The sequence below is a fragment of the Dysgonomonas sp. 37-18 genome (genome assembly GCF_001899125.1).
Taxonomy (GTDB): domain Bacteria; phylum Bacteroidota; class Bacteroidia; order Bacteroidales; family Dysgonomonadaceae; genus Dysgonomonas.
In genome coordinates this window covers 176,826-197,744 of record NZ_MKVC01000023.1, presented here as the reverse complement: position 1 = coordinate 197,744, position 20,919 = coordinate 176,826, and the positions used below count along the sequence as shown (strand labels likewise).

Genomic DNA, 20,919 nt, shown 5'->3' with positions numbered 1-20,919 from the left:
ATTTAGTGACAAAGTTAAATAATTTTATCTTATATATATGACTATGAAAATGAGGTTTTGTAACATCGGGAATAATAGTTATAGAAAACTTTTATAAGTGACTGCTTGTTATATATCAAAATAGAATATCTATCTTTGACAACGAAATCTTAGGGGTGCCTTAAAATAACGGGCTGAGATCACACCCATACACCTGATCCGGGTAATGCCGGCGGAGGGATAGAGAAATATGCAATTGCGCACACGCATATCTTTAACATTCGGGAAATTATCTTATCAAACCCCTTTTTTGTTTAACATCAGGACATATTTACGTATGTCTGGCAAAATTTATATTTTAAATGAAAAAGGTCTTTCTCTCTCTTTCCATAATATTGATAAATGGAATGGGAATTTTCGCACAACAAAAAGCAGATAGTTTGAAAGTTGTAAAACTAGATGAAGTTGTTGTGTCTGCAACACGTGTAGGTCAGGATGCTCCGGTAGCATACTCTAGTCTGACCGAAAAACAACTAAAAGGAGACAACGCCGCAAAAAACATTCCGGCTATAATGCAAACCCTCCCATCTGTAGTCTCGTATACTGAAGGTGGAACGGCTGTAGGGAACACTTCGTTTCGCATTCGTGGAACTGATGCCAACCGTATTAATATCACTCTGAATGGGATGCCGCTGAATAATCCTGAAAGTCAGGAAGTATACTGGGTCAATTTGCCGGATTTGTCAAACTCATTGCAAAGTATGCAAGTGCAACGCGGAGTAGGAACATCTACCAACGGTGCGGCCTCTTTCGGGGCTAGTATTTCGATGCAAACGCTGGGAGGAAAACCCAAACCCTATGCCGACATATCTACAGCCTACGGACAATATAATACACTATTATTGTCGGGAGCAGCAGGTACAGGCATTATGAAAAGCGGATTGTCGTTAGACGCAAGATACTCTTACGTAAAGAGTGACGGGTATATCCGTAACGGAAAGGTAGACCATAAGAATATCTATGCCGCATTGTCTCACTACTCCGACAGGCAACTGATACGGCTGATTTATATGAACGGAATACAGCATACCGGCATTACATGGGAAGGTATCGATCCGAGCATGCTGGCTATAAACAGGCGATACAATCCGGCAGGGGAATATAAAGACGACAATGGCAATACACGCTATTATGATAACGAAACGGATAACTACTATTCGAATATCGGACAGCTGATATATACCCGTTATCTGACAAATGCATTGACATTGAATGTAAACTTGAGTTATAATCATGGCTATGGCTATTACGAAAATTATAAAACAGGGCGTAAATTTTCAGAATTCGGACTCGAAAATCAGACTGTAGATGGTACTACTTACAAAAAATCAGATCTTATACGTCGCAAACTGATGATGAATCATTTGTATGTAGGAGGGGTAAATCTGAAATGGGAAAAAGAGAAGTTTGATTTTACCTTAGGGAGCATGTATAGCTATTATGATGGAACTCATTATGGGCGATTACTCTGGGTAAAGTTCAACCAGAATATACCTGTTGGTTACGAATGGTATAGAAATAATGCCGATAAACAAGACATGAATGTTTTCCTGAAAACAGAATACAAACCGATGACCAATCTGTCGATATTCGCAGAAGTGCAAGAACGCTATGTAGACTATCGCATGAAAGGGATCGATGATGATCTTACAAATCTGTCAAGCAAAAACTACTACAGTTTTATTAATCCAAAAGGGGGAGTATCTTATCGCTTTGCAGATTATAACGAGATTTACGGATCGTTGGGTATATCCAACAGAGAGCCTCTGCGTGCCGACCTAAAAGAATCTCTCAAAGAAGGAGGAATCCCCATTACTTCCGAACGGTTGTATGACTATGAGCTGGGTTACAAATATGCGAATGCGACAATAGCTTTTAGTACCAATCTTTATTACATGAATTATAAAGACCAGTTGGTACAGACCGGAAAGTTGAACGACGTTGGTTATAAATTGCAAGAAAATGTACCCAACAGCTATCGTACAGGTATAGAACTGGCATTGTCTTATACGCCTAACTATTGGCTACAGCTAGCCGGAAACTTAACCCTGAGCCGTAACAAGATAAAGAATCACACTGTTTACTATCCTTACTACGACAATCAAACAGACTGGAATAGCTTAGGGCAGATATCAGAAACATTCAAATCTACCGACATTTCATTTTCACCAAATACAGTCGGCAGCTTTACGGTTACGTTCAAGCCATTCGAAAAAGAAGATATAAGCTTCTCTTTCATCAACAAGTACGTTGGCAGAATGTATTATGACAATACCTCAAACCCTGATAACCGCTTGTCAGATTATTTCGTTACTGACTTTGCAGCATCATACACCTTGGATGCGAAGAAAGTAGGGAAATTTGATTTTCAGTTTTTCATCAACAATCTGACAAATGTAAAGTATAATGCAAATGCATGGGTAGATACATATAAGTTTGCAGATGGAACAGAACAAGTTTATAAAGGGTTATTTCCTCAGGCGGGAGCTAACGTGATGGGCAAGATAAGATATCGGTTTTGATATATTTTGATTTACTTTGTGGGATGCAGTAAAACATCCCACAATTTTATATACAACAATGATAGAATATTTTATAGAAAATAATTGGGTCAGTATAGTTGGAGCCATTATCGGCCTTATTTTCCTTTACTTAGAATACAAAGCCAATGTATGGATGTGGGCTGCAAGTATCGTCATGGCAGCTTTTTATTTCTATATATTCTATAGTACGCAGCTATATGCCAGCATGGGTATATACATCTATTTTTTTGGGGCATCTATATATGGCTGGCTGATATGGATATTCCGCAACAGGGATACAGAAACAGGAGATGAGATCATCTCTCACGCCACCAAACGTTACACCCTGCCTATAATAATAGGAGTAGCTCTTATAGCCATATTTATCTATGGCATCCTTATTTCGTTTAGTGCCAATAACGTATATATCACGATTGGAGACTCTCTCACGACCTCCCTCAACATTGTAGCACTGTGGATGATCTCCCGAAAGTGGGTAGAGCAATGGCTATTGGTTATTCCTGCAAATTTAATTTCAAGCATCTTACTCTTTGCTCAACATGATATTATGTCGGGCTGTTTATTTTTTATCTTTTTCGTTGTCTCTATAATGGGATATTACAAGTGGAAAAGATTAGCATTAGCTTCGTGATACAGTCTTGTTATTGTCATAAAACAGAGATATGTAACACAAAAGATATAAAAAATGTTATCTTTGCATCAATGGAGATAACAGTTAGAGCAAACAATTCTACAAGATAATTACATGAAAATCTTCCAGGTTATTACGGTTTCTGAATATGGCGGCGCCCAGACTATAGTTGCAGACCTGGTAAAAAAATTCAGTTCTGAGCACGAACTCTTTCTCCTATATGGAGGTAATGGCGAAGCCTGGAGTAATTTGGGAGATAATTTTACCCGCATTAAGCTAAACAATCATTGTAAAGAGGTTTCAATAAAAGATATAATGCTTTTATTGAAATTATTTTATTACCGTATCAAATACAAACCCGATATTGTGCATCTGCACTCTTCCAAGATGGGAGCGATCGGGCGATTAGTCTTCGGTCGTAAAACAATTGTATATACTGTACATGGATTTGATTCGATAAGGACTGCTTTTCGGAAATTCTTAGTTATCGAAAAATTGTTGAAGCACAAAGCATTCTGCATCATTGGGGTGAGCCAATACGATGTGGATATGATGAAGGAAGAAAATATCTATAAAAACGTAGAAAGGATATACAATGGCGTTGCAGATCACTATCTGACAAACAAAATTGAACAAGATCCTCTGACTGAAAAGTTAGAGAGTATAAAAAAAGATTATCCCAAAACAATCATGTGTATTTCGCGAATATCGAAACAAAAGAAATTCGATTTATTTCTGGATATAGCACATGAAATGCCTCAATATGCCTTTGTGTGGATTGGTAACAAAGAGGAAATAGAGGGATTGCCGCCCAATGTATTTTGCTTGGGTGAAATGCACTCTGCTTTTACTTATTTAAGGTACGCTGATGTTTTCATATTACCATCCAACTACGAGGGGTTGCCAATGTCGATACTTGAAGCTCTGGCATTCAAAGTTCCGGTAGTTGCATCTGCTGTAGGAGGTATTACAGAAGTATTGGACGGAAAGAATGGTTTTGCGGTAGAGAATAAAGCCTCTATCTTTGAAGAAAAAATACAATATATTTTATCTGACGAAAACATTCAGAAAAGTATGTCTGAGAATGCAAGACAATCATATCTTGCAAATTTTACGATAGAGAAAATGGTAGACAGTTATGGCGCTGTCTTTAACACAATAGTAGCAAATAAAAAATGAGCCAGCCTTTAGTCTCTGTATTAATACCCTGCTATAATGTAGAAAGGTATGTGGAAGAATCGATCAATTCGATTCTAAATCAAACATACCGTAACCTTGAAGTTATAGCCATAAATGACTGTTCTACTGACAGAACAGGAGACTTATTACAGGCTATGGCAGAAAAAGATTCCCGTATAAGTGTTTTCACCAATGAAAAGAATCTGAAATTAATACAAACATTGAACAAAGGTATCTTGCTGTGCAAAGGTGATTATATAGCACGTATGGATGCTGACGATATCTCCTTGCCTACTCGCATCGAAAAGGAAGTCGCATTCTTGGAGAAACATACCGATCATGATATAGTAAGTACACAGTTTTATGCCTTCCGATCAGAAAATCCGAATAAAAAAGATCTGAACCATAGCCCGACACACGATCGGGAGTTGCGAGGATATATGCTTTTTCGGTCGGGAATATGCCATCCGGCGGTAATGATTCGCAAGAGAGTATTTACCGACCTGGGATTAAAATTTGAGCCGGAGTATTTACATGTCGAAGACTATGCATTGTGGTCCGAAGCTATGTATAAAACAAAGTTGGGAAATCTGAGTGAGCCTTTGTTACTATATCGCGTGCATAAGCAACAGGTATCCTCTTTGCACGAAGAACTGCAAACAGAGAATAAGAAGAAGGTGTTTAAAATACATTGCAAGCATTTGGGCTTGCCTATCAATGACGACTTTATAAATATCTATACTTCTGTAGCAGAATGTGTTCCTTTACAATCGTCATTCGACTATCTTGACAAGTGTGAAGCATTTATGGTTTCCTTACTCAAACTGAATAAAGACAAAGACTTCTGTGACGAAAATTATCTGGTGAAGCTTCTTTCGCTTACATGGTTACGTCTGTGTGCAAATTCTCGTTTAGGTCTGAAAGTAATAAAGACGATGAAAGCCTCATCTTTATACGATGAAAGAAATTATACATCAAGAGATTTGGCTATTTTTTATACAAAGTGTACTTTTAGACTCAGATATAAAAAGTCCCTTATTTACAAACTAGTATTTAGATAAAGTGTATGCCTAAATTGAAACAGGTATTACCAATGTTGGTTCCTTTATTGGTAACGTTCTATTATATTTATCCACAGGCTTTGGATGTACGAGGCTCATCTTTCATTTCTCTATCGGGTTTGATCGGACTAGCTATCTATGCCTATCATCGTTTTCCATTTCGGGAAGTTGTATATGTGATGGTTGCCACTTTTGCTTTATTTCTGATTTTTTACACTTCGGTATGGTACAATGGAGTCGATGACGGAGGATTTAGCTTCGACTATGTAAAGAGTAGGATTGCCTGGTTCTTTACAGCATATATTATTATGTTACTTATATTTAAGATACATAAAAAACCTACCCTCAACACAGTTCTCTTATACATTATCGGAGCCATCGCATTACAGTCTCTTTGCGCATTTTTGATGTATATAAGCGATCCTGTTAAAGAATTCCTCATATCTTTACAGATGGAAGGTGGAGAGTACACTGAAGAAATCATGGAGGAAGCCGGAGGGCAACGCCTGTTGGGATATGGCATCGGGTTCTTTGGAGCAGGAGCAATCAGTGGTATTGCCCTTATCTTACTTTCCTATCTCTTTATGAGAATGAAACTTACTACCAAAGAATTTATTATACTGGCTACATTGTACGTATTTATTTTTTATATCGGTCTGTTTATGGCTCGTACAACGATTGTAGGTATGGCGGTGGGGTTTGCTCTTATTGCGGTATTGTATTTGTGGGACAACAGGGCAGTGAAGAAACAAGCGAAGACATTTGTCATAGCTGCGGCATTCCTGATGGTCGCCGGATATACTTTTGCAATGTTTTACTTTTCGAGCTTTACTGACTGGGCTTTCGAATTGTTTACAAACCTCTTTGTACACGGGCGATTAGAAACAAAGTCTTCAAGTGGATTATCTCAGATGTTTTTGATACCGACAAAATTCTCAGAGCTGATTATAGGGCAAGGGACAGCCACATTTTTTGGTACCGATGTGGGATATAGCCGGCTCCTATTCTTCTCGGGAATAATAGGAACTCTGGGATTTTTCGTATATCAGCTATATATCATAAAACTTAGCTTAACAAAAGACTGGGGTGTTAATATGGTTGCCATATCGATTTTTGTATACACCTTGGCGCTGAATGTAAAAGGACTTATCGACTTAAATCTCATATTATACATCATATTCTTCTATTTTATGTTCTATAAATATTACGTATATATGCCTAAGCTATATACGAAGAGCAAAATAAAAATGAAGCAAAGAAGTATAAGCAATAAGATATAAAGAAGCCGTAATAGCAAAAACAGCAAAATGAAAGAATGTATTATATTAGCCGGAGGGCTGGGTAGACGTTTACAATCGGTAGTAAGTGATGTTCCGAAATGCATGGCCGAAGTAGCCGGAAAACCATTTTTGAGTTACTTGTTCGACTATGCAAAAAATCAGCAATTCGATCACCTGATTCTTTCATTGGGTTATAAATCGGAAGTTATACTACAGTGGCTCGACGGCAAGTCATACCCTTTCAAGATATCTTATGTCGTAGAAGATTCTCCCTTAGGAACAGGCGGGGCAATCAAGCTGGCATTCGAAAAAGTAGAAACAGATAAAGCCTTTATCTTCAACGGAGATACATTCTTTGATGTAGATACTACTCTGCTAGCAGAGTTTCATAAAGAAAAGAAAGCGATGATATCCCTAGCATTGAAACCTATGACAAATTTTGACCGTTATGGTTCTGTCGATTTGGATAAAAAGGAACGCATCATTCGCTTTAACGAGAAACAGCATTGTGCAAAGGGATTAATCAATGGAGGAGTATACGTAATAAACAAAAACCTGTTCTCGACACTTAGCCTCCCTGAAATATTTTCTTTCGAAAAAGATGTGATGGAAAAGCACATCAGCGATATTCCATTCTACGGCTGTGTGCAAGAAGGTTATTTTATCGACATAGGAATTCCTTCCGACTTTGCGAAGGCAAATCAAGATTTTAAGAACTTGTAAAATTAATATGGACAAACAAAATTTAGACAAATACAAGTATTTATTTCTTGATAGAGATGGCGTTATTAATGTAGAACGCCCCAGCGATTATGTCAAGAATATACCAGAATTTGTATTTACGGACAAAACTTTACAGGCTATCAGAATGTTATCTTCTAGATTCGAACGCATTTTCATTGTCACCAATCAGCGTGGAGTTGGCCGTGGCAAGATGAGCGTATCCGACTTGGAAGAAGTACATAGCTATATGCTATCCCAGATAGAAGCTTCAGGCGGACATATAGATCGAATATATTATTGTACCGATCTGACATCTGACTCTATAAACAGAAAACCCAATGTGGGAATGGCTTTTAAAGCACTTACTGATTTCCCCGAAATAGAGTTCGAAAATTCAATTATGGTAGGCAATAGCATGTCAGACATTGAATTCGGCAACAAAGTGGGAATGTACACAATACTAGTGGGTGATAAATATCCCGAAGGTCATAAAATATACGAGAACATTAACGGACATTACAAAAATCTATATAAGTTTGCAGATAGTCTGCTCAAGATATTTTAAAATATCAAGTCATGATAATAAGAAGTAAAGCCCCATTCCGATTAGGATTAGCAGGTGGAGGAACCGATGTATCTCCATACTCGGATTTGTATGGAGGATGTATATTGAATGCAACTATAAATTTGTATGCATTCGCAAATATTGAACCTCGCACCGACAACAAAATTGTATTCCGTATTCCACAAACAAATGAGGAATATATTTTCGATTCTGCGATCGAACTACCTATCGCCAACGATAAAGCCGATTTGATGAAAGGTATATACAACAGGGTAATCAAAGACTTTATAAAAAAGCCTTTATCTTTTACGCTGACCTGTGCTCTCGAAGTTCCTTTTGGCTCGGGACTAGGAACGTCCTCTACCCTAGCCATTGCTATATTGGGTGCATATACCGAATGGCTCTCTTTGCCTTTGGGCGATTACGACCTGGCATATCTTGCATATCAGATAGAACGGATAGACCTAAAGCAAGCAGGAGGAAAACAAGATCAGTATGCCGCAGCATTCGGAGGGTTTAACTTTATGGAATTCTATGCAGATGACAAAGTGATTGTAAATCCTCTACGCATCCGCAACGAAATAATCAATGAGCTATCTAACAACTTGTTGCTTTGCTACACCAACTCGAGTAGAAATTCGGGAGATATCATCGAAAAGCAACAAAAGAATGTTAAAGATCATCAAGAAAGGTCAATAGAAGCAATGCATCAGATAAAAAAACAGTCTTATGAAATAAAGGAAGCTATTCTGAAAAATAATCTGGACGAAATAGGAGATGTTTTGCATCGGGGATGGACTTACAAACGAGACATGGCGGACGGAATTTCCACTCCGCTTTTCGAAGAACTATACAATACAGCCATATCCGCCGGAGCCACAGGAGGCAAAATATCGGGGGCCGGAGGTGGAGGATATGTGTTTTTCTATTGTCCGAGAAATACACGTTTTTCCGTAGCGAAAGCTTTACAAGGATTGGACGCGCAGATACAACCATACACTTTTACAAAAAAGGGATTAGAAACCTGGTATACTAAATAAAACTAGATGAAAGTAGCAATTCTGATACGTGTATATGACAGGATTGAAGATTTGAAACATAATCTTCGGATCATATCTGATACATGGAAGGAAAATGATTATTATACAATTGTTGTCAGCAATGGCAAGAACAATGGCTATGAGGTCACTCCCGATTCGTTACCGCTCATCGACAAGCTCGTAATACTGGAGGAGAACGCAGGACATAGGCGAGGCAATTCGCAATTACTAATGGAAGGTATTAAATATATTCCATCAGACTGCAAATACACCCTTATCCTCGAAGCTGACACATGGATGTACGGTGATCGTATTATCTCTAAATATACAAGCTTACTTGACAAATCTGATTTTGCAGTTTGGGCCAGTGCCGACTGGTATGACAAATACTATGCCTTAGCTACAGATTTTGCAATTATCAAGACACAATATATTATCAAAAATTCGGGAATCTTTGATTTTGAACTTTTTCCCGAATGTCATATATCCAACTTCTTGAGAGATACAAACGCAGGTTATCTGTGGATAAAGGAAAATACACCTGTGCATGTTCCTAGTTATGTGAAATACAAATACCCCTATATACCAAACATCAAAGAGGGACGTTTTTATGTCTTTCCCAAATCAAAAACAGTTACGCATCATATTGAGTACCTGAAGGGAGGAATGGAGCAAAAAAAACGTTATTTTAATATCATTGCCAACGATGATTATTTCACCGAAACAAAAAGTAATAACAAAAGTTGGAACAGGTTTAAAATGAAGTTTTGGATCGGATTAAGTAAGTTATTCGTGAAGAGAAGTTGGTATAGTGATAAAACCTATAAAGATATAGAACAGCAGAATACTTAATATATGATATTCTCTACATACAGTTTTGTATTTATTTATCTGCCGCTAGTACTCTTGCTATACTTCGGGATGGCACGTTATGTAAGCCGCAGATTCCAGCAAATATTCTTGATCGTAGCATCACTGATATTTTATGGAGCTATATTTTTTCAAGGATTCGAACATCTCTGGTATATAGCTTTGATTATGTCCTCTGTGATAGTCAACTATTCTGTTGCAACCGGCGTGCAGAATATAGCGAGGCCCCCTACACGTAAAATACTATTTACAATAGGTGTTATATTCAACGTTGTGCTTTTAGGCTATTATAAATATTCCAATTTCTTTCTGGAAAACATCAACTATGCCTTCGACACGCAGTTTGTAATAAAACATATCATGCTGCCTATCGGCATCAGCTTTTTCACATTCCAACAAATAGCTTTTCTTATCAGCGTCTTAAAACGTGAAGAAAAAGTACCAAACTTTTGGGATTATACATTGTTTATCGTATTCTTTCCTCAGTTAGTAGCAGGGCCTATAGTGTTTCTTAAAGATGTGCTGCATCAATATCTAGATGAGAAAAATCGTTTTTTCAATGCAAAGAACTTTTCAGCCGGTCTTTTCATCTTTGTTATCGGTCTTTTCAAGAAAGCTGTAATAGCCGATACGCTCGACAATTTTGTATTTTACTCATACCTATCGCCCGAAAAGCTTGGTTTTGCGACCTCATGGCTGACCGCCCTGTCTTATTCGTTTCAGATATATTTCGACTTTAGCGGATATTCCGATATGGCAATAGGATTGGCTAAGATGATGAACATCAACCTTCCGGTCAACTTCTATTCTCCATACAAGTCAGTAAGTATAACTGAGTTTTGGAAACGGTGGCACATCACATTAGGTCGGTCTCTGGCCGTACTGATATATTATCCGCTGGGGGGGAATCGCAAAGGTCTTGCCCGTACATGCTTCAATCTGTTTGCCGTATTTTTTGTCAGTGGTATTTGGCATGGCGCAGCTTGGACTTTCATCGTATGGGGTATTGCACACGGGGTAGTACGCATATTTGAGAGGCTATTCATGAAGCATCTGGAGAAAATACCCAACCTCATACGGATATTCTTCACATTTATGTTTGTAAATGCGGCATGGGTATTATTCCGTTCGCCGACATTCGACATAGCTCTGACCGTTCTTAAAAACATGTTCGCTCCTGAGAGTTTCAACTTCAGTGGTATAGCCCACATGGCTTACAACACGAGCATAACATATCCCGACTCTATGGCTGTGATATATGTATTGGCTATCCTGTCTATTTTGACTACATTGGTGTTTTTATATCCTAAGAACAGTATAGATAAGTACAATGAATTCAAACCGACAGTAAAAAACGCGATGGTTATTGCCTTGCTGTTCACGGTGTCGGTAATTCATTTCTCGAGAGTAGGTGCGTTTATTTATTTCAACTTCTAGCCTATGAATAAGATAGAGAATAAAAACTCATTCAAAAAATTCCTTAGTGTATTTACAATAGCCTCTATTGTAATGCTGCTAGGCGTGGGCTGTCTTACTTATATTGTTGATCCATTTTTCCAGTTCAGAGTCAATGAAGATGGACGCTATTTTCTGAGTCCATGGCTGCAAAATGGAGGACTCGCACGCAACTACGACTACAATACTGTTGTACTCGGATCATCGATGGTGCAGAATTATGATATATCTATTCTCAAAAAGAATAATCCTTCTGTTAAACCTGTTAAGCTATCAAGCGGAGGAATGAACAACGAAGAAATGAAATATCTATACTCGTTAGTCAAAAAAGATAGTGTAAAATCATTCATTATAAACTTTGACATTCCTCAGTTCAATCTCGGCTTTGAAGAAGTCCGTTATCCGCGATTCCTATACGAAGACAAACCTATCAATAAGCTACAGTATCTATATGGATATGAAGCATGCATACGCTTCTTACCCATCGACCTGATACTACCTCTATATCTGAAAAGTAAAGAACAGATACCCGTAGAGTATGTGATGAAAACAGAAATAGATCAAATAGGGAACAACAGTTATTTGAACTATTACGATGCCGATCATGTAAAGGATCTTTACTTAAGTGGACAAACAGTATCTATCCAGCGACTCGATGGAATGAAGGAACGCATGCAGAGCAAACTTGCTTCATTACTGGAAAATATGGCTATAGACGATCATAAAGATATTCAATATACAATTGTATTGTCTCCATACTCGGCTCTCTATTGGTATCATACCAAAGAAAGTGGGTATTACGACCAGTTCATCGATTTCATATATCACCTGCAACAGTCTTTAAAGGCATACAACAATGCCCGATTGATGTTCTTTTTCAACATGAATGAGATTACCGATCTGAATAACTATTCGGACGTTACACACTTCTCTCCGGCATTGACAGACAAAGTACTCGAAAATATTTATAATCCGGAATATGAACTTAACTCATCCAATATTGATAATAAGATACACCAACTGGATAGTTTAGTGAATATATTTGTAGAACAAAACAAAGATTGGTTACCCAAAAATTGACATAATATGTTTGTAGTTAATGGAAGATACTTAACCCAAAAAGCAACAGGCGTACACCGATATGCTTTCGAGATATGTAACAAACTTCATGAAATGGCTGTCGATTTTCATGTGGCCGTACCGAATGAAATCCATCCGGATTATAAGTTCAATTTCAAGGTGGTGAAATGTGGTTCTTTGAATACGCATCTCTGGGAACAGATCTCCCTACCTCGCTACCTGAAGCGTATTGGCAGCCCATTGTTGATAAGCTTTACAGGCTGTGGCCCACTAAATTATAGCAATCAAATCATGACCATCCACGACGTATCGCACGAGCGTTACCCCGAATGGTTCTCAAAAAATTATTACCGTTTCTACCATTACATGATGCCTCGCATCGGGAAAAAAGCACATGCAGTACTTACCGTCAGTGAATTTTCGAAGAAAGAAATAGTGGATACTTTGGGTATAAATTCCGAAAAGATACATGTAGTACATAGCAACGTACCGTTTCATAATAAGCCAAGTAAGGAGGAAATATTGAGTTTCAAACGCAATCCCGAAGCGGAAAGATATATTCTGGCAGTATCATCGATGGACCCCCGCAAAAACTTTATACGACTCGTAGAAGCCTTTGACAAAATAAAAGACAAGTCGGTGAAACTATATATTATAGGTATGTCGTTCAAAGCTTTCAATACACCTGATCTACAAAAGCTAATCGGGGAAAATGTACATCTTCCGGGCTATATACCCGATGAGAAATTACAGACCATGTATCAGAATGCTTTATTATCTGTATATCCATCTCTGTACGAAGGCTTTGGCTTGCCGCCATTGGAATCGATGACATACGGCTGTCCGGTTATCAACTCGGATATACCTGCCTTACGCGAGGTAAGCCAAGATGCGGCATTATACGTAGATCCTTACAATGTAGAAGATATTACTCAAAAGATAGAACAATTGTTGGTTGATGAACCGCTGCGAAAAGAATTACAAGAAAAGGGTTTACTACAAATAAAAAAATATTCGTGGGACAAGTCAGCCAAACAAGTTTACGAGTTGGCTCAAATATTTATGTAAATTTTTGATTCGACTCTCTGATTTTATCCTTTACTATTTGTACCAGAGATACAACAAGAAGAATAAGAGAGGCAGCAAAACAAGCGAATCCAAGTACTTTATCCGAATCAAAATTTAGAATGCCTACTGATGTTAACAATAAAGCAGTAGGAATCAATGCGTATGACATTGTAAAAGGCCTGGAAGTTTTCATTATTGGTATTATTTGTGCTTATTTACTTATTAGATGCATAAAAAGCCAGAAAGATGCAAAAATACAGATTATTTAAATAAATTTAACAAGAATTATGTCTCGTAAATTATGCTATAGTCTCCAAACAGGTCATTATTACTATAAATAAAACAAATTACGGAAGAAATAGTTCATCTGTGAATACGGGTTTCAAGACATTCGCAAATAAAATTATTCTACAATAAGCTACTATGCCATTCTTTTATACGCTTTTTTAGAATGTTATCAATACTAAAAACATACCGACAAGAGCCATACAGAATAAAACTCATAGATTTTGGCTCTTTCTATAAAAAGACTATATTTATAAGAACAGAGTGTATTTATAGCTTTATGCTATATCAACCTTAAATACGTATAATATAGGTCAATAAATGAAATCGGATATGTTCATATAGTAATTACAGATTTTGCTTTTTGATTAAAAAGCTCTTGCTTTTACTTTGAAAATACCTTTATTTAACCTACTTTTGCAGGGTAATAGAAAAAAGCGATTACGCATGTTTTTTTTCTATCATAGTCAACGATCAATACATCTAAAATTAACTATTCTAAATAACTAAAAACAGATTTGATTTATGAGTTGGTTACTTAAATCTTCTATTGGCAAGAAGTTGATCATGAGTATCTCAGGTATCGCTCTTGTCTTATTCTTGCTGTTTCACGCGGCGATGAATGTAACGGCGGTGTTTTCGGAAGAGGCCTACAACACCATTTGTGCCCTTCTTGGTGCTAACTGGTATGCTGTGGCAGGTACTGCCGTCTTAGGAGGACTTGTTGCAGTTCACTTCATTTATGCACTTATCTTAACCCTACAAAATCGCAAAGCTCGCGGTAATGATCGTTATGCAGTAAATGTACGCCCTAAAAACGTGCAATGGGCATCTCAGAACATGTTTGTTTTGGGAGTAATCGTAATTGGATTCCTAGTACTACATTTCAGCCAGTTCTGGTATAAAATGATGTTTGCCGAACTAATGGGACATCATCATGTAGAATTAGGCGATGCTACAGTATCTCCACAAGATGGAGCTGCTTTTATCAAATACTATTTCAGCAAAGAATGGATTGTTGCAGCGTATTTGATATGGTATGTAGCATTATGGTTTCACCTATCTCACGGATTTTGGAGTGCAGTTCATACCATCGGCTGGAACAATCGCATATGGATGAATCGCTGGAAAGTAATTGGACAAGTAGTTGCTACTATTATTTGTCTTGCGTTTGCATTTGTAACTATTTACTTCTACGCAAGAGCTACTTTTTGCCCATTTGTTTAGGCACTGATTATTTTTGTTAATTGATTAAAAGAAAAACAGATATGAGTACTATACTAGATCCAAAAAAAGATTCAAAAATACCTGATGGGCCATTAGCAGACAAGTGGACCAACTATAAAGACCACCAGAAACTGGTGAACCCTGCTAACAAACGTCGCCTTGACGTTATTATCGTGGGTACAGGTCTTGCAGGAGCTTCAGCAGCAGCATCACTTGGTGAGATGGGCTTCAATGTACTGAACTTCTGTATCCAGGACTCTCCTCGCCGTGCACACTCTATCGCAGCACAGGGAGGTATAAATGCAGCAAAGAATTATCAAAACGACGGCGACTCTGTATACCGTCTATTTTATGATACAATCAAAGGTGGTGACTACCGTGCTCGCGAGGCGAATGTATATCGTCTTGCTGAAGTATCGAATAGCATCATCGACCAATGCGTAGCTCAGGGAGTTCCTTTTGCTCGCGAATACGGCGGCTTACTTGACAACCGTTCATTCGGTGGAGCTCAGGTATCCCGTACTTTTTATGCTAAAGGACAAACCGGACAGCAATTGTTATTAGGTGCATACTCGGCTCTGAGCCGTCAGGTGCAAAAGGGAAGCGTGAAGCTTTATACCCGTTACGAAATGGTCGACGTTGTTATGATCGATGGCCGTGCACGTGGTATTATTGCACGCAACCTTGTAACAGGTAAACTAGAACGTTTTGCGGCACATGCTGTAGTAATAGCAACAGGTGGATACGGAAATGCATTTTTCCTTTCTACTAACGCAATGGGTTCTAACGGATCGGCAGCTATCCAAGCATACAAAAAGGGAGCATACTTCGCAAATCCTTGTTATGCTCAAATTCACCCAACATGTATTCCTGTTCATGGAGAGTTCCAGTCGAAATTGACATTGATGTCAGAATCTCTTCGTAACGACGGACGTATATGGGTACCAAAGAAAAAAGAAGATGCCGAAGCAATCCGTGCAGGTAAATTAAAACCAACTCAGATTGCAGAAGAAGACAGAGACTATTATTTGGAAAGACGTTATCCGGCTTTCGGTAACCTTGTACCACGCGACGTTGCATCTCGTGCAGCAAAAGAAAGATGTGATGCAGGATATGGAGTAGGATCTACAGGTCTTGCCGTATATCTTGACTTTAGCGATGCTATCAAACGTCTTGGCCGCAACGTAGTAGAAGCTAAATACGGTAACTTGTTCCAGATGTATGACAAAATCGTTGACGAAAACCCATACGAAACACCGATGATGATTTATCCGGCTATCCACTATACAATGGGTGGTATCTGGGTTGATTATGAGTTGATGACCTCTATCAAAGGTTTGTTTGCACTGGGAGAAGCTAACTTCTCTGACCACGGAGCAAACCGTCTTGGCGCATCAGCATTGATGCAGGGACTAGCCGATGGTTATTTCGTATTACCATATACTATTCAGAATTATCTTGCCGATCAGATTACTGTACCTCGTTTCAGCACAGACCTTCCTGAATTTGCGGAAGTAGAAAATGAAATCAAAGAGAAGATAGCTAAACTGATGGCTATAAAAGGAAAACGTTCTGTTGACTCTATTCACAAACAATTGGGTCTTATCATGTGGGATTTTGTGGGTATGGCACGTACAAAAGAATCTCTTGAGAAAGCAATCGAAGAACTGAAAGCTGTTAAAAAAGAATTCTGGTCGAATGTTCTTATACCGGGCGAAGCCAATGACCTGAATACTGAGCTGGAAAAAGCTCTACGCTTGGCAGACTTCATCGAAATCGGTTTATTAATGGCTTATGACGGATTGAATCGTAACGAATCGTGTGGTGGTCACTTCCGTGAAGAATACCAAACTCCTGAAGGGGAAGCGATGCGCGACGATGAAAATTACTCTTATGTTGCATGTTGGAAATATCAGGGCGAAGATTCAGCTCCTGAGCTTGTAAAAGAGCCACTAGACTATGAGTTTATAGTAAGACAACAACGTAATTACAAGGCATAAAATAAACGACAATGGAAAAACTAATAAATATAACATTAAAAGTTTGGCGTCAAAGAGGCCCACAAGTAAAAGGGGCTTTTGAGACATATTCACTTGATGGTATTTCAGTAGATAGTTCATTTCTTGAGATGCTTGATATTCTGAATGAAAATCTTATAAACCAAGGAAAAGAGCCGGTAGTATTTGACCACGACTGTCGTGAAGGTATTTGCGGTATGTGTAGTCTTTACGTAAACGGACATCCACACGGACCGGATGAAGACATTACAACTTGCCAGTTGCACATGCGTAAATTTAAAGATGGCGAAACTATTACTATCGAGCCATGGCGTTCAGCTGGGTTCCCTGTTATTCGCGACTTGATGGTAGATCGTAATGCTTTCGATAAAATCATTCAGGCTGGTGGATATGTAAGTGTAAATACCGGAGGTATACCTGATGCCAATGCTATTCCTATCCCTAAGGTAGATGCTGATGAAGCAATGGATTCAGCTTCTTGTATCGGATGTGGAGCTTGTGTTGCTGCTTGTAAGAACGGTTCGGCTATGCTTTTCCTTTCGGCGAAAGTGAGCCAATTGGCACTTCTTCCTCAAGGACGTGTAGAAGGTGCTCGCCGTGCTAAAGCAATGGTAGCTAAAATGGATGAATTAGGATTCGGAAACTGTACCAATACAGGTGCATGTGAAGTAGAATGCCCTAAGAACATTTCTATTAGCAATATTGCTCGCCTCAACCGCGAATTCTTATCAGCTAAATTTAAAGACTAATAATCTTTATAAATATATGGAAAGCGACTACCATGAGGTAGTCGCTTTTTTTGTAATATTGCATGATATAAGGCCTAATATTATGACAAAATATTTTCTAATCTTATTTAGCATCACTTGCGTCCATGGATGCATAACATCAACAAGAAGTTGCCCCACCGTAATTAAAGAAATAAACAATGAAGATATTACCATACAATGGTTAAGTAACACCGGACTAAACTCGCAGAAGAACGATATTATAATAGCCAAAACAAAAAAACTCGTTGATACCATTTGTATTTCAGACAATATAGTCGATATATCATTTTATAACGGGATTTTGGGAGAATGTAATATCATTATTATTGGCTTTTTAGGTACTCCTCATAAGAATACACAACAGACTGAGATAAAAAATAAAACATTTAATTATCAAATACTAGCAGATAAAAACTACCTTGAAGTAATTTATATGAATGAGAGAAAGATTATTCATGGTGGGATAATAGATAAAGAATCATCTACTTGGCATAATTTTCATGAACAAAAAGAGCGTTACACCCCAACACTAGATGATGTAAGATATACTGAGAAAATCTTGACGGACAACATTGTTTATATAAAGAGAGAAGAACCTGCCCATTCAGACTTTATAACAAAAAACCTAAATCGTTATTTAAGGCAATATGTAGGATTTATCAATAAAAATGGAGACAAAATCGTTTGGATTAACTTTCTATATAAAAATGACCGTTTTATAAATACAGCTTATCTAAACGATGCTGTGATAACGGTAAATGACGGTGGAGAATATTATTGGTCTATTAAAGTAAATATAACAAAGAATAAATTATACGACATCGCAGTAAATGGAGAAGCATAAAATTATACCTTTATAATAAAAAAGTAATATATGTCTCTAAAATATGCAGTAATAGGAACCGGAGCTATAGGCGGATATTATGGCGGAAACTTAGCTCACTCAGGGCACGAAGTACACTTCTTGTTTCATTCAGATTATGACTATGTAAAGAATCATGGGCTACAGATTGATTCTACTAACGGAAACTTTCATTTATCGGATGTTCTGGCTTATAGCAATACGAAAGACATGCCTGCATGTGATGTTGTTTTGGTTGCGTTGAAATCAACAAACAACAACCTCTTAAAAGAGCTACTTCCTCCCCTCTTACATCAAGACACAGTCGTCATATTGATACAAAATGGATTGGGATTGGAAGCTGATCTACAAGAAACGTTTCCTGAATTACAAATTGCAGGTGGTTTGGCTTTTATCTGCTCCAGTAAGATAGGAAATGGTCATATAGCCCATTTTGATTATGGAAAACTCAATTTAGGATCTTACTCTTGTAGAGATTCTAAAGTGTTGGAACAGGTGTGCTCCGATTTCAAAGGAGCAGGAATAGAATCAAATATTCTGGGACTTGAGTTAGCACGGTGGATGAAGCTTGTTTGGAACATTCCGTATAATGGCATGACCGTTGTCTTAAATACAGAAACAAATATACTGATGAATCATCCGTCAACTGCAAAGCTATTGAAAGAGATGATGCTCGACGTGATACGTGGTGCTAATCACGTAGGACAAGGAAGATTTACCATACCAGAATCTTATGCCGATGAGATGCTGGTTATGACGCAACAAATGAGACCGTATTCACCAAGTATGAAACTTGATTTTGATGCTCATCGTCCTTTAGAAATCGACTATATTTATACACGACCGATAATAGAGGCACAGAAAGCAGGGTACGAGATGACCCGGGTTTCTATGTTGGAAAAACAATTGAGGTTTATTCAGGATCAATATATCAATAAGAAAATAGGGTAGCACAGATTCTTTAATCTAAATCTTGATAAATTAAACGAAATAGCATATATTCACCCCTATCTCCATAATATAACTTCAATGACTTTTCGGTTAAAGTAAACGAATGAACTAACTCTAAATAGCCTTCAAAATATCCTTTAAATCCCTTGATTTGGGGCTCATTCACTTTTGTCATAAGGAAATCTTTAAATGAAATAGATTCTTTATTGATATTATATTCTCCTGCTATACTATTTGCGAGAGTATACCCATAGAATTTATTAGTATTATGAAACGTAAGGGTATAACATGTTTCACAGCTTGATATCTCATTATATTCTGTATTATTACCAAAACCTTCAAGTTTCCAAGAATTCTGAATCTGTTTACTTAGGGTATGTTCATCGTCGCTACATCCTAGAAAAATAATAGCTAATAAAGAAAAAAGGAAAAATTTTATTTTCATAATTTATTTCATTTAAGGGTTACGCTCTATTTAATAGATGATTAGGAGTTATAATACGCTGCATATAAATAAAAATAGGGTTGCTCCATATTTTGTTTGGAACAACCCTATTCTATATTATATTTTATCTACGGATTTATCAAGAATAACACAGCACGGTTTTTATCATTCTCAAGTTCGAACGGCTGCAATCCATCACCTTTCCAGTTTACAGATATTCTGTTTTTGGCAATACCATATTTTGTTTCCAAAGTTTTTGCCACCTCATTAGAACGTTGTTCCGATAGCTTCATATTTATTTTAGCAGTACCTGTTTTCTTATCCGCATATCCTGTTACGACAACAGTCGAACCGGGATGCTCGTTCAAATAATTCACAGCCAACTCAATCTTAGACCATTCGGATGCATCTATCACATATTTATTTATACGGAAAAAGACAGGGTTAGGCAAAAAGAAAGGATCTTTTTTCACAGGTGCTACAACCGGGTCGGGATTTTTGATAGGTCTGGTCTCCGCCTCTATCGGAGGAGCATCTTTTACTGGCGCACACAGTGATGGTATACTGTCCGGACAACCAAAATACTTTCTCCTATTGGTAGCAGCATTTGACAATACTACAGTTTGTCCCGGAGTATCTCCCCTCAATATTGTTACACGATCATCACTGATTAATTGCACAGCCGGATCATTCGACGTAGATGTGGTAGTTGCATTTTGAGCTTTTACGGGAAATACAAATAGCCCTAAAAGCATAAATGACAGTAGAAGTCTTAGTTTCATAATGATATACTTGGTGTTAAGGTAAATACCTATTTTGTTTGTATT

20 protein-coding genes and 1 riboswitch are annotated in these 20,919 nt (G+C 37.7%); of the genes, 17 read left to right on the top strand and 3 right to left on the bottom strand.

All coding sequences use genetic code 11. The features are described from left to right. The first annotated feature begins 141 nt into the window (after positions 1 to 141). A riboswitch (TPP riboswitch) is annotated at positions 142 to 237 on the top strand. 104 nt (positions 238 to 341) lie between these two features. The 12 genes from BGO84_RS08550 to BGO84_RS08495 all read left to right on the top strand — a co-directional run bounded on the left by BGO84_RS08550 (position 342) and on the right by BGO84_RS08495 (position 13,534). Then, positions 342 to 2,561 (top strand): TonB-dependent receptor, encoded by a 2,220-nt coding sequence (locus BGO84_RS08550; protein ID WP_291028799.1) that lies wholly within the window; start codon positions 342 to 344, stop codon positions 2,559 to 2,561. A gap of 58 nt (positions 2,562 to 2,619) precedes the next feature. Continuing rightward, positions 2,620 to 3,213: a nicotinamide riboside transporter PnuC gene (pnuC, locus tag BGO84_RS08545; RefSeq protein WP_291028798.1), complete on the top strand. Its 594-nt coding sequence runs from the start codon at positions 2,620 to 2,622 to the stop codon at positions 3,211 to 3,213. 114 nt (positions 3,214 to 3,327) lie between these two features. Beyond that, the gene (locus BGO84_RS08540) at positions 3,328 to 4,392 is read left to right on the top strand and encodes a glycosyltransferase (protein ID WP_291028797.1); all 1,065 of its coding nucleotides are present in this window, start codon (positions 3,328 to 3,330) and stop codon (positions 4,390 to 4,392) included. After that, positions 4,389 to 5,453, top strand: coding sequence for a glycosyltransferase family 2 protein (locus BGO84_RS08535; protein ID WP_291028796.1), 1,065 nt, complete (start codon positions 4,389 to 4,391; stop codon positions 5,451 to 5,453). The genes BGO84_RS08540 and BGO84_RS08535 overlap by 4 nt, the downstream gene beginning before the upstream one ends. Before the next feature lie 5 nt (positions 5,454 to 5,458). Beyond that, on the top strand, positions 5,459 to 6,733 hold the full coding sequence (locus BGO84_RS08530; RefSeq protein WP_291028795.1) for a hypothetical protein: 1,275 nt from the start codon (positions 5,459 to 5,461) through the stop codon (positions 6,731 to 6,733). A 27-nt stretch (positions 6,734 to 6,760) separates the two neighbouring features. Beyond that, the gene (locus BGO84_RS08525; RefSeq protein ID WP_291028794.1) at positions 6,761 to 7,456 is read left to right on the top strand and encodes a nucleotidyltransferase family protein; all 696 of its coding nucleotides are present in this window, start codon (positions 6,761 to 6,763) and stop codon (positions 7,454 to 7,456) included. Between the two features lie 7 nt (positions 7,457 to 7,463). Continuing rightward, entirely contained in the window at positions 7,464 to 8,021 is a 558-nt protein-coding gene (locus tag BGO84_RS08520; RefSeq protein ID WP_291028793.1) for an HAD-IIIA family hydrolase, read from the top strand. Positions 8,022 to 8,032: 11 nt separating this feature from the next. Then, positions 8,033 to 9,061 (top strand): dehydrogenase, encoded by a 1,029-nt coding sequence (locus BGO84_RS08515; protein ID WP_135104893.1) that lies wholly within the window; start codon positions 8,033 to 8,035, stop codon positions 9,059 to 9,061. A gap of 6 nt (positions 9,062 to 9,067) precedes the next feature. Beyond that, positions 9,068 to 9,913, top strand: coding sequence for a hypothetical protein (locus BGO84_RS08510; RefSeq protein WP_291028792.1), 846 nt, complete (start codon positions 9,068 to 9,070; stop codon positions 9,911 to 9,913). Between the two features lie 3 nt (positions 9,914 to 9,916). Beyond that, positions 9,917 to 11,368: an MBOAT family O-acyltransferase gene (locus tag BGO84_RS08505; RefSeq protein WP_291028791.1), complete on the top strand. Its 1,452-nt coding sequence runs from the start codon at positions 9,917 to 9,919 to the stop codon at positions 11,366 to 11,368. 3 nt (positions 11,369 to 11,371) lie between these two features. Continuing rightward, entirely contained in the window at positions 11,372 to 12,466 is a 1,095-nt protein-coding gene (locus BGO84_RS08500; RefSeq protein WP_291028790.1) for a hypothetical protein, read from the top strand. A gap of 6 nt (positions 12,467 to 12,472) precedes the next feature. Continuing rightward, positions 12,473 to 13,534 (top strand): glycosyltransferase family 1 protein, encoded by a 1,062-nt coding sequence (locus tag BGO84_RS08495; RefSeq protein ID WP_291028789.1) that lies wholly within the window; start codon positions 12,473 to 12,475, stop codon positions 13,532 to 13,534. Here the strand turns inward: BGO84_RS08495 and BGO84_RS08490 are convergent. Next, a complete protein-coding gene (locus BGO84_RS08490) occupies positions 13,527 to 13,727 on the bottom strand; it encodes a hypothetical protein (protein ID WP_006843210.1) in 201 nt (66 codons plus the stop codon). The genes BGO84_RS08495 and BGO84_RS08490 overlap by 8 nt on opposite strands. Before the next feature lie 617 nt (positions 13,728 to 14,344). Between BGO84_RS08490 and BGO84_RS08485 the strand changes: the two genes are divergently transcribed. The 5 genes from BGO84_RS08485 to BGO84_RS08465 are packed head-to-tail and all read left to right on the top strand — an operon-like array spanning position 14,345 to position 19,647. Then, positions 14,345 to 15,046 (top strand): succinate dehydrogenase cytochrome b subunit, encoded by a 702-nt coding sequence (locus BGO84_RS08485; protein ID WP_291028788.1) that lies wholly within the window; start codon positions 14,345 to 14,347, stop codon positions 15,044 to 15,046. A 41-nt stretch (positions 15,047 to 15,087) separates the two neighbouring features. Next, entirely contained in the window at positions 15,088 to 17,046 is a 1,959-nt protein-coding gene (locus BGO84_RS08480; protein ID WP_283685936.1) for a fumarate reductase/succinate dehydrogenase flavoprotein subunit, read from the top strand. 11 nt (positions 17,047 to 17,057) lie between these two features. Continuing rightward, positions 17,058 to 17,813 (top strand): succinate dehydrogenase/fumarate reductase iron-sulfur subunit, encoded by a 756-nt coding sequence (locus BGO84_RS08475; protein WP_135104886.1) that lies wholly within the window; start codon positions 17,058 to 17,060, stop codon positions 17,811 to 17,813. 16 nt (positions 17,814 to 17,829) lie between these two features. Further along, a complete protein-coding gene (locus tag BGO84_RS08470) occupies positions 17,830 to 18,678 on the top strand; it encodes a hypothetical protein (protein WP_291028787.1) in 849 nt (282 codons plus the stop codon). Between the two features lie 30 nt (positions 18,679 to 18,708). After that, on the top strand, positions 18,709 to 19,647 hold the full coding sequence (locus tag BGO84_RS08465; protein ID WP_291028786.1) for a putative 2-dehydropantoate 2-reductase: 939 nt from the start codon (positions 18,709 to 18,711) through the stop codon (positions 19,645 to 19,647). Positions 19,648 to 19,657: 10 nt separating this feature from the next. Here BGO84_RS08465 and BGO84_RS08460 read toward each other — a convergent pair whose 3' ends face one another. After that, a complete protein-coding gene (locus BGO84_RS08460) occupies positions 19,658 to 20,092 on the bottom strand; it encodes an META domain-containing protein (protein ID WP_291028785.1) in 435 nt (144 codons plus the stop codon). Between the two features lie 128 nt (positions 20,093 to 20,220). Next, positions 20,221 to 20,874, bottom strand: a complete 654-nt coding sequence (locus tag BGO84_RS08455; protein WP_291028784.1) for an OmpA family protein — start codon at positions 20,872 to 20,874, stop codon at positions 20,221 to 20,223. Positions 20,875 to 20,919: the final 45 nt, after the last annotated feature.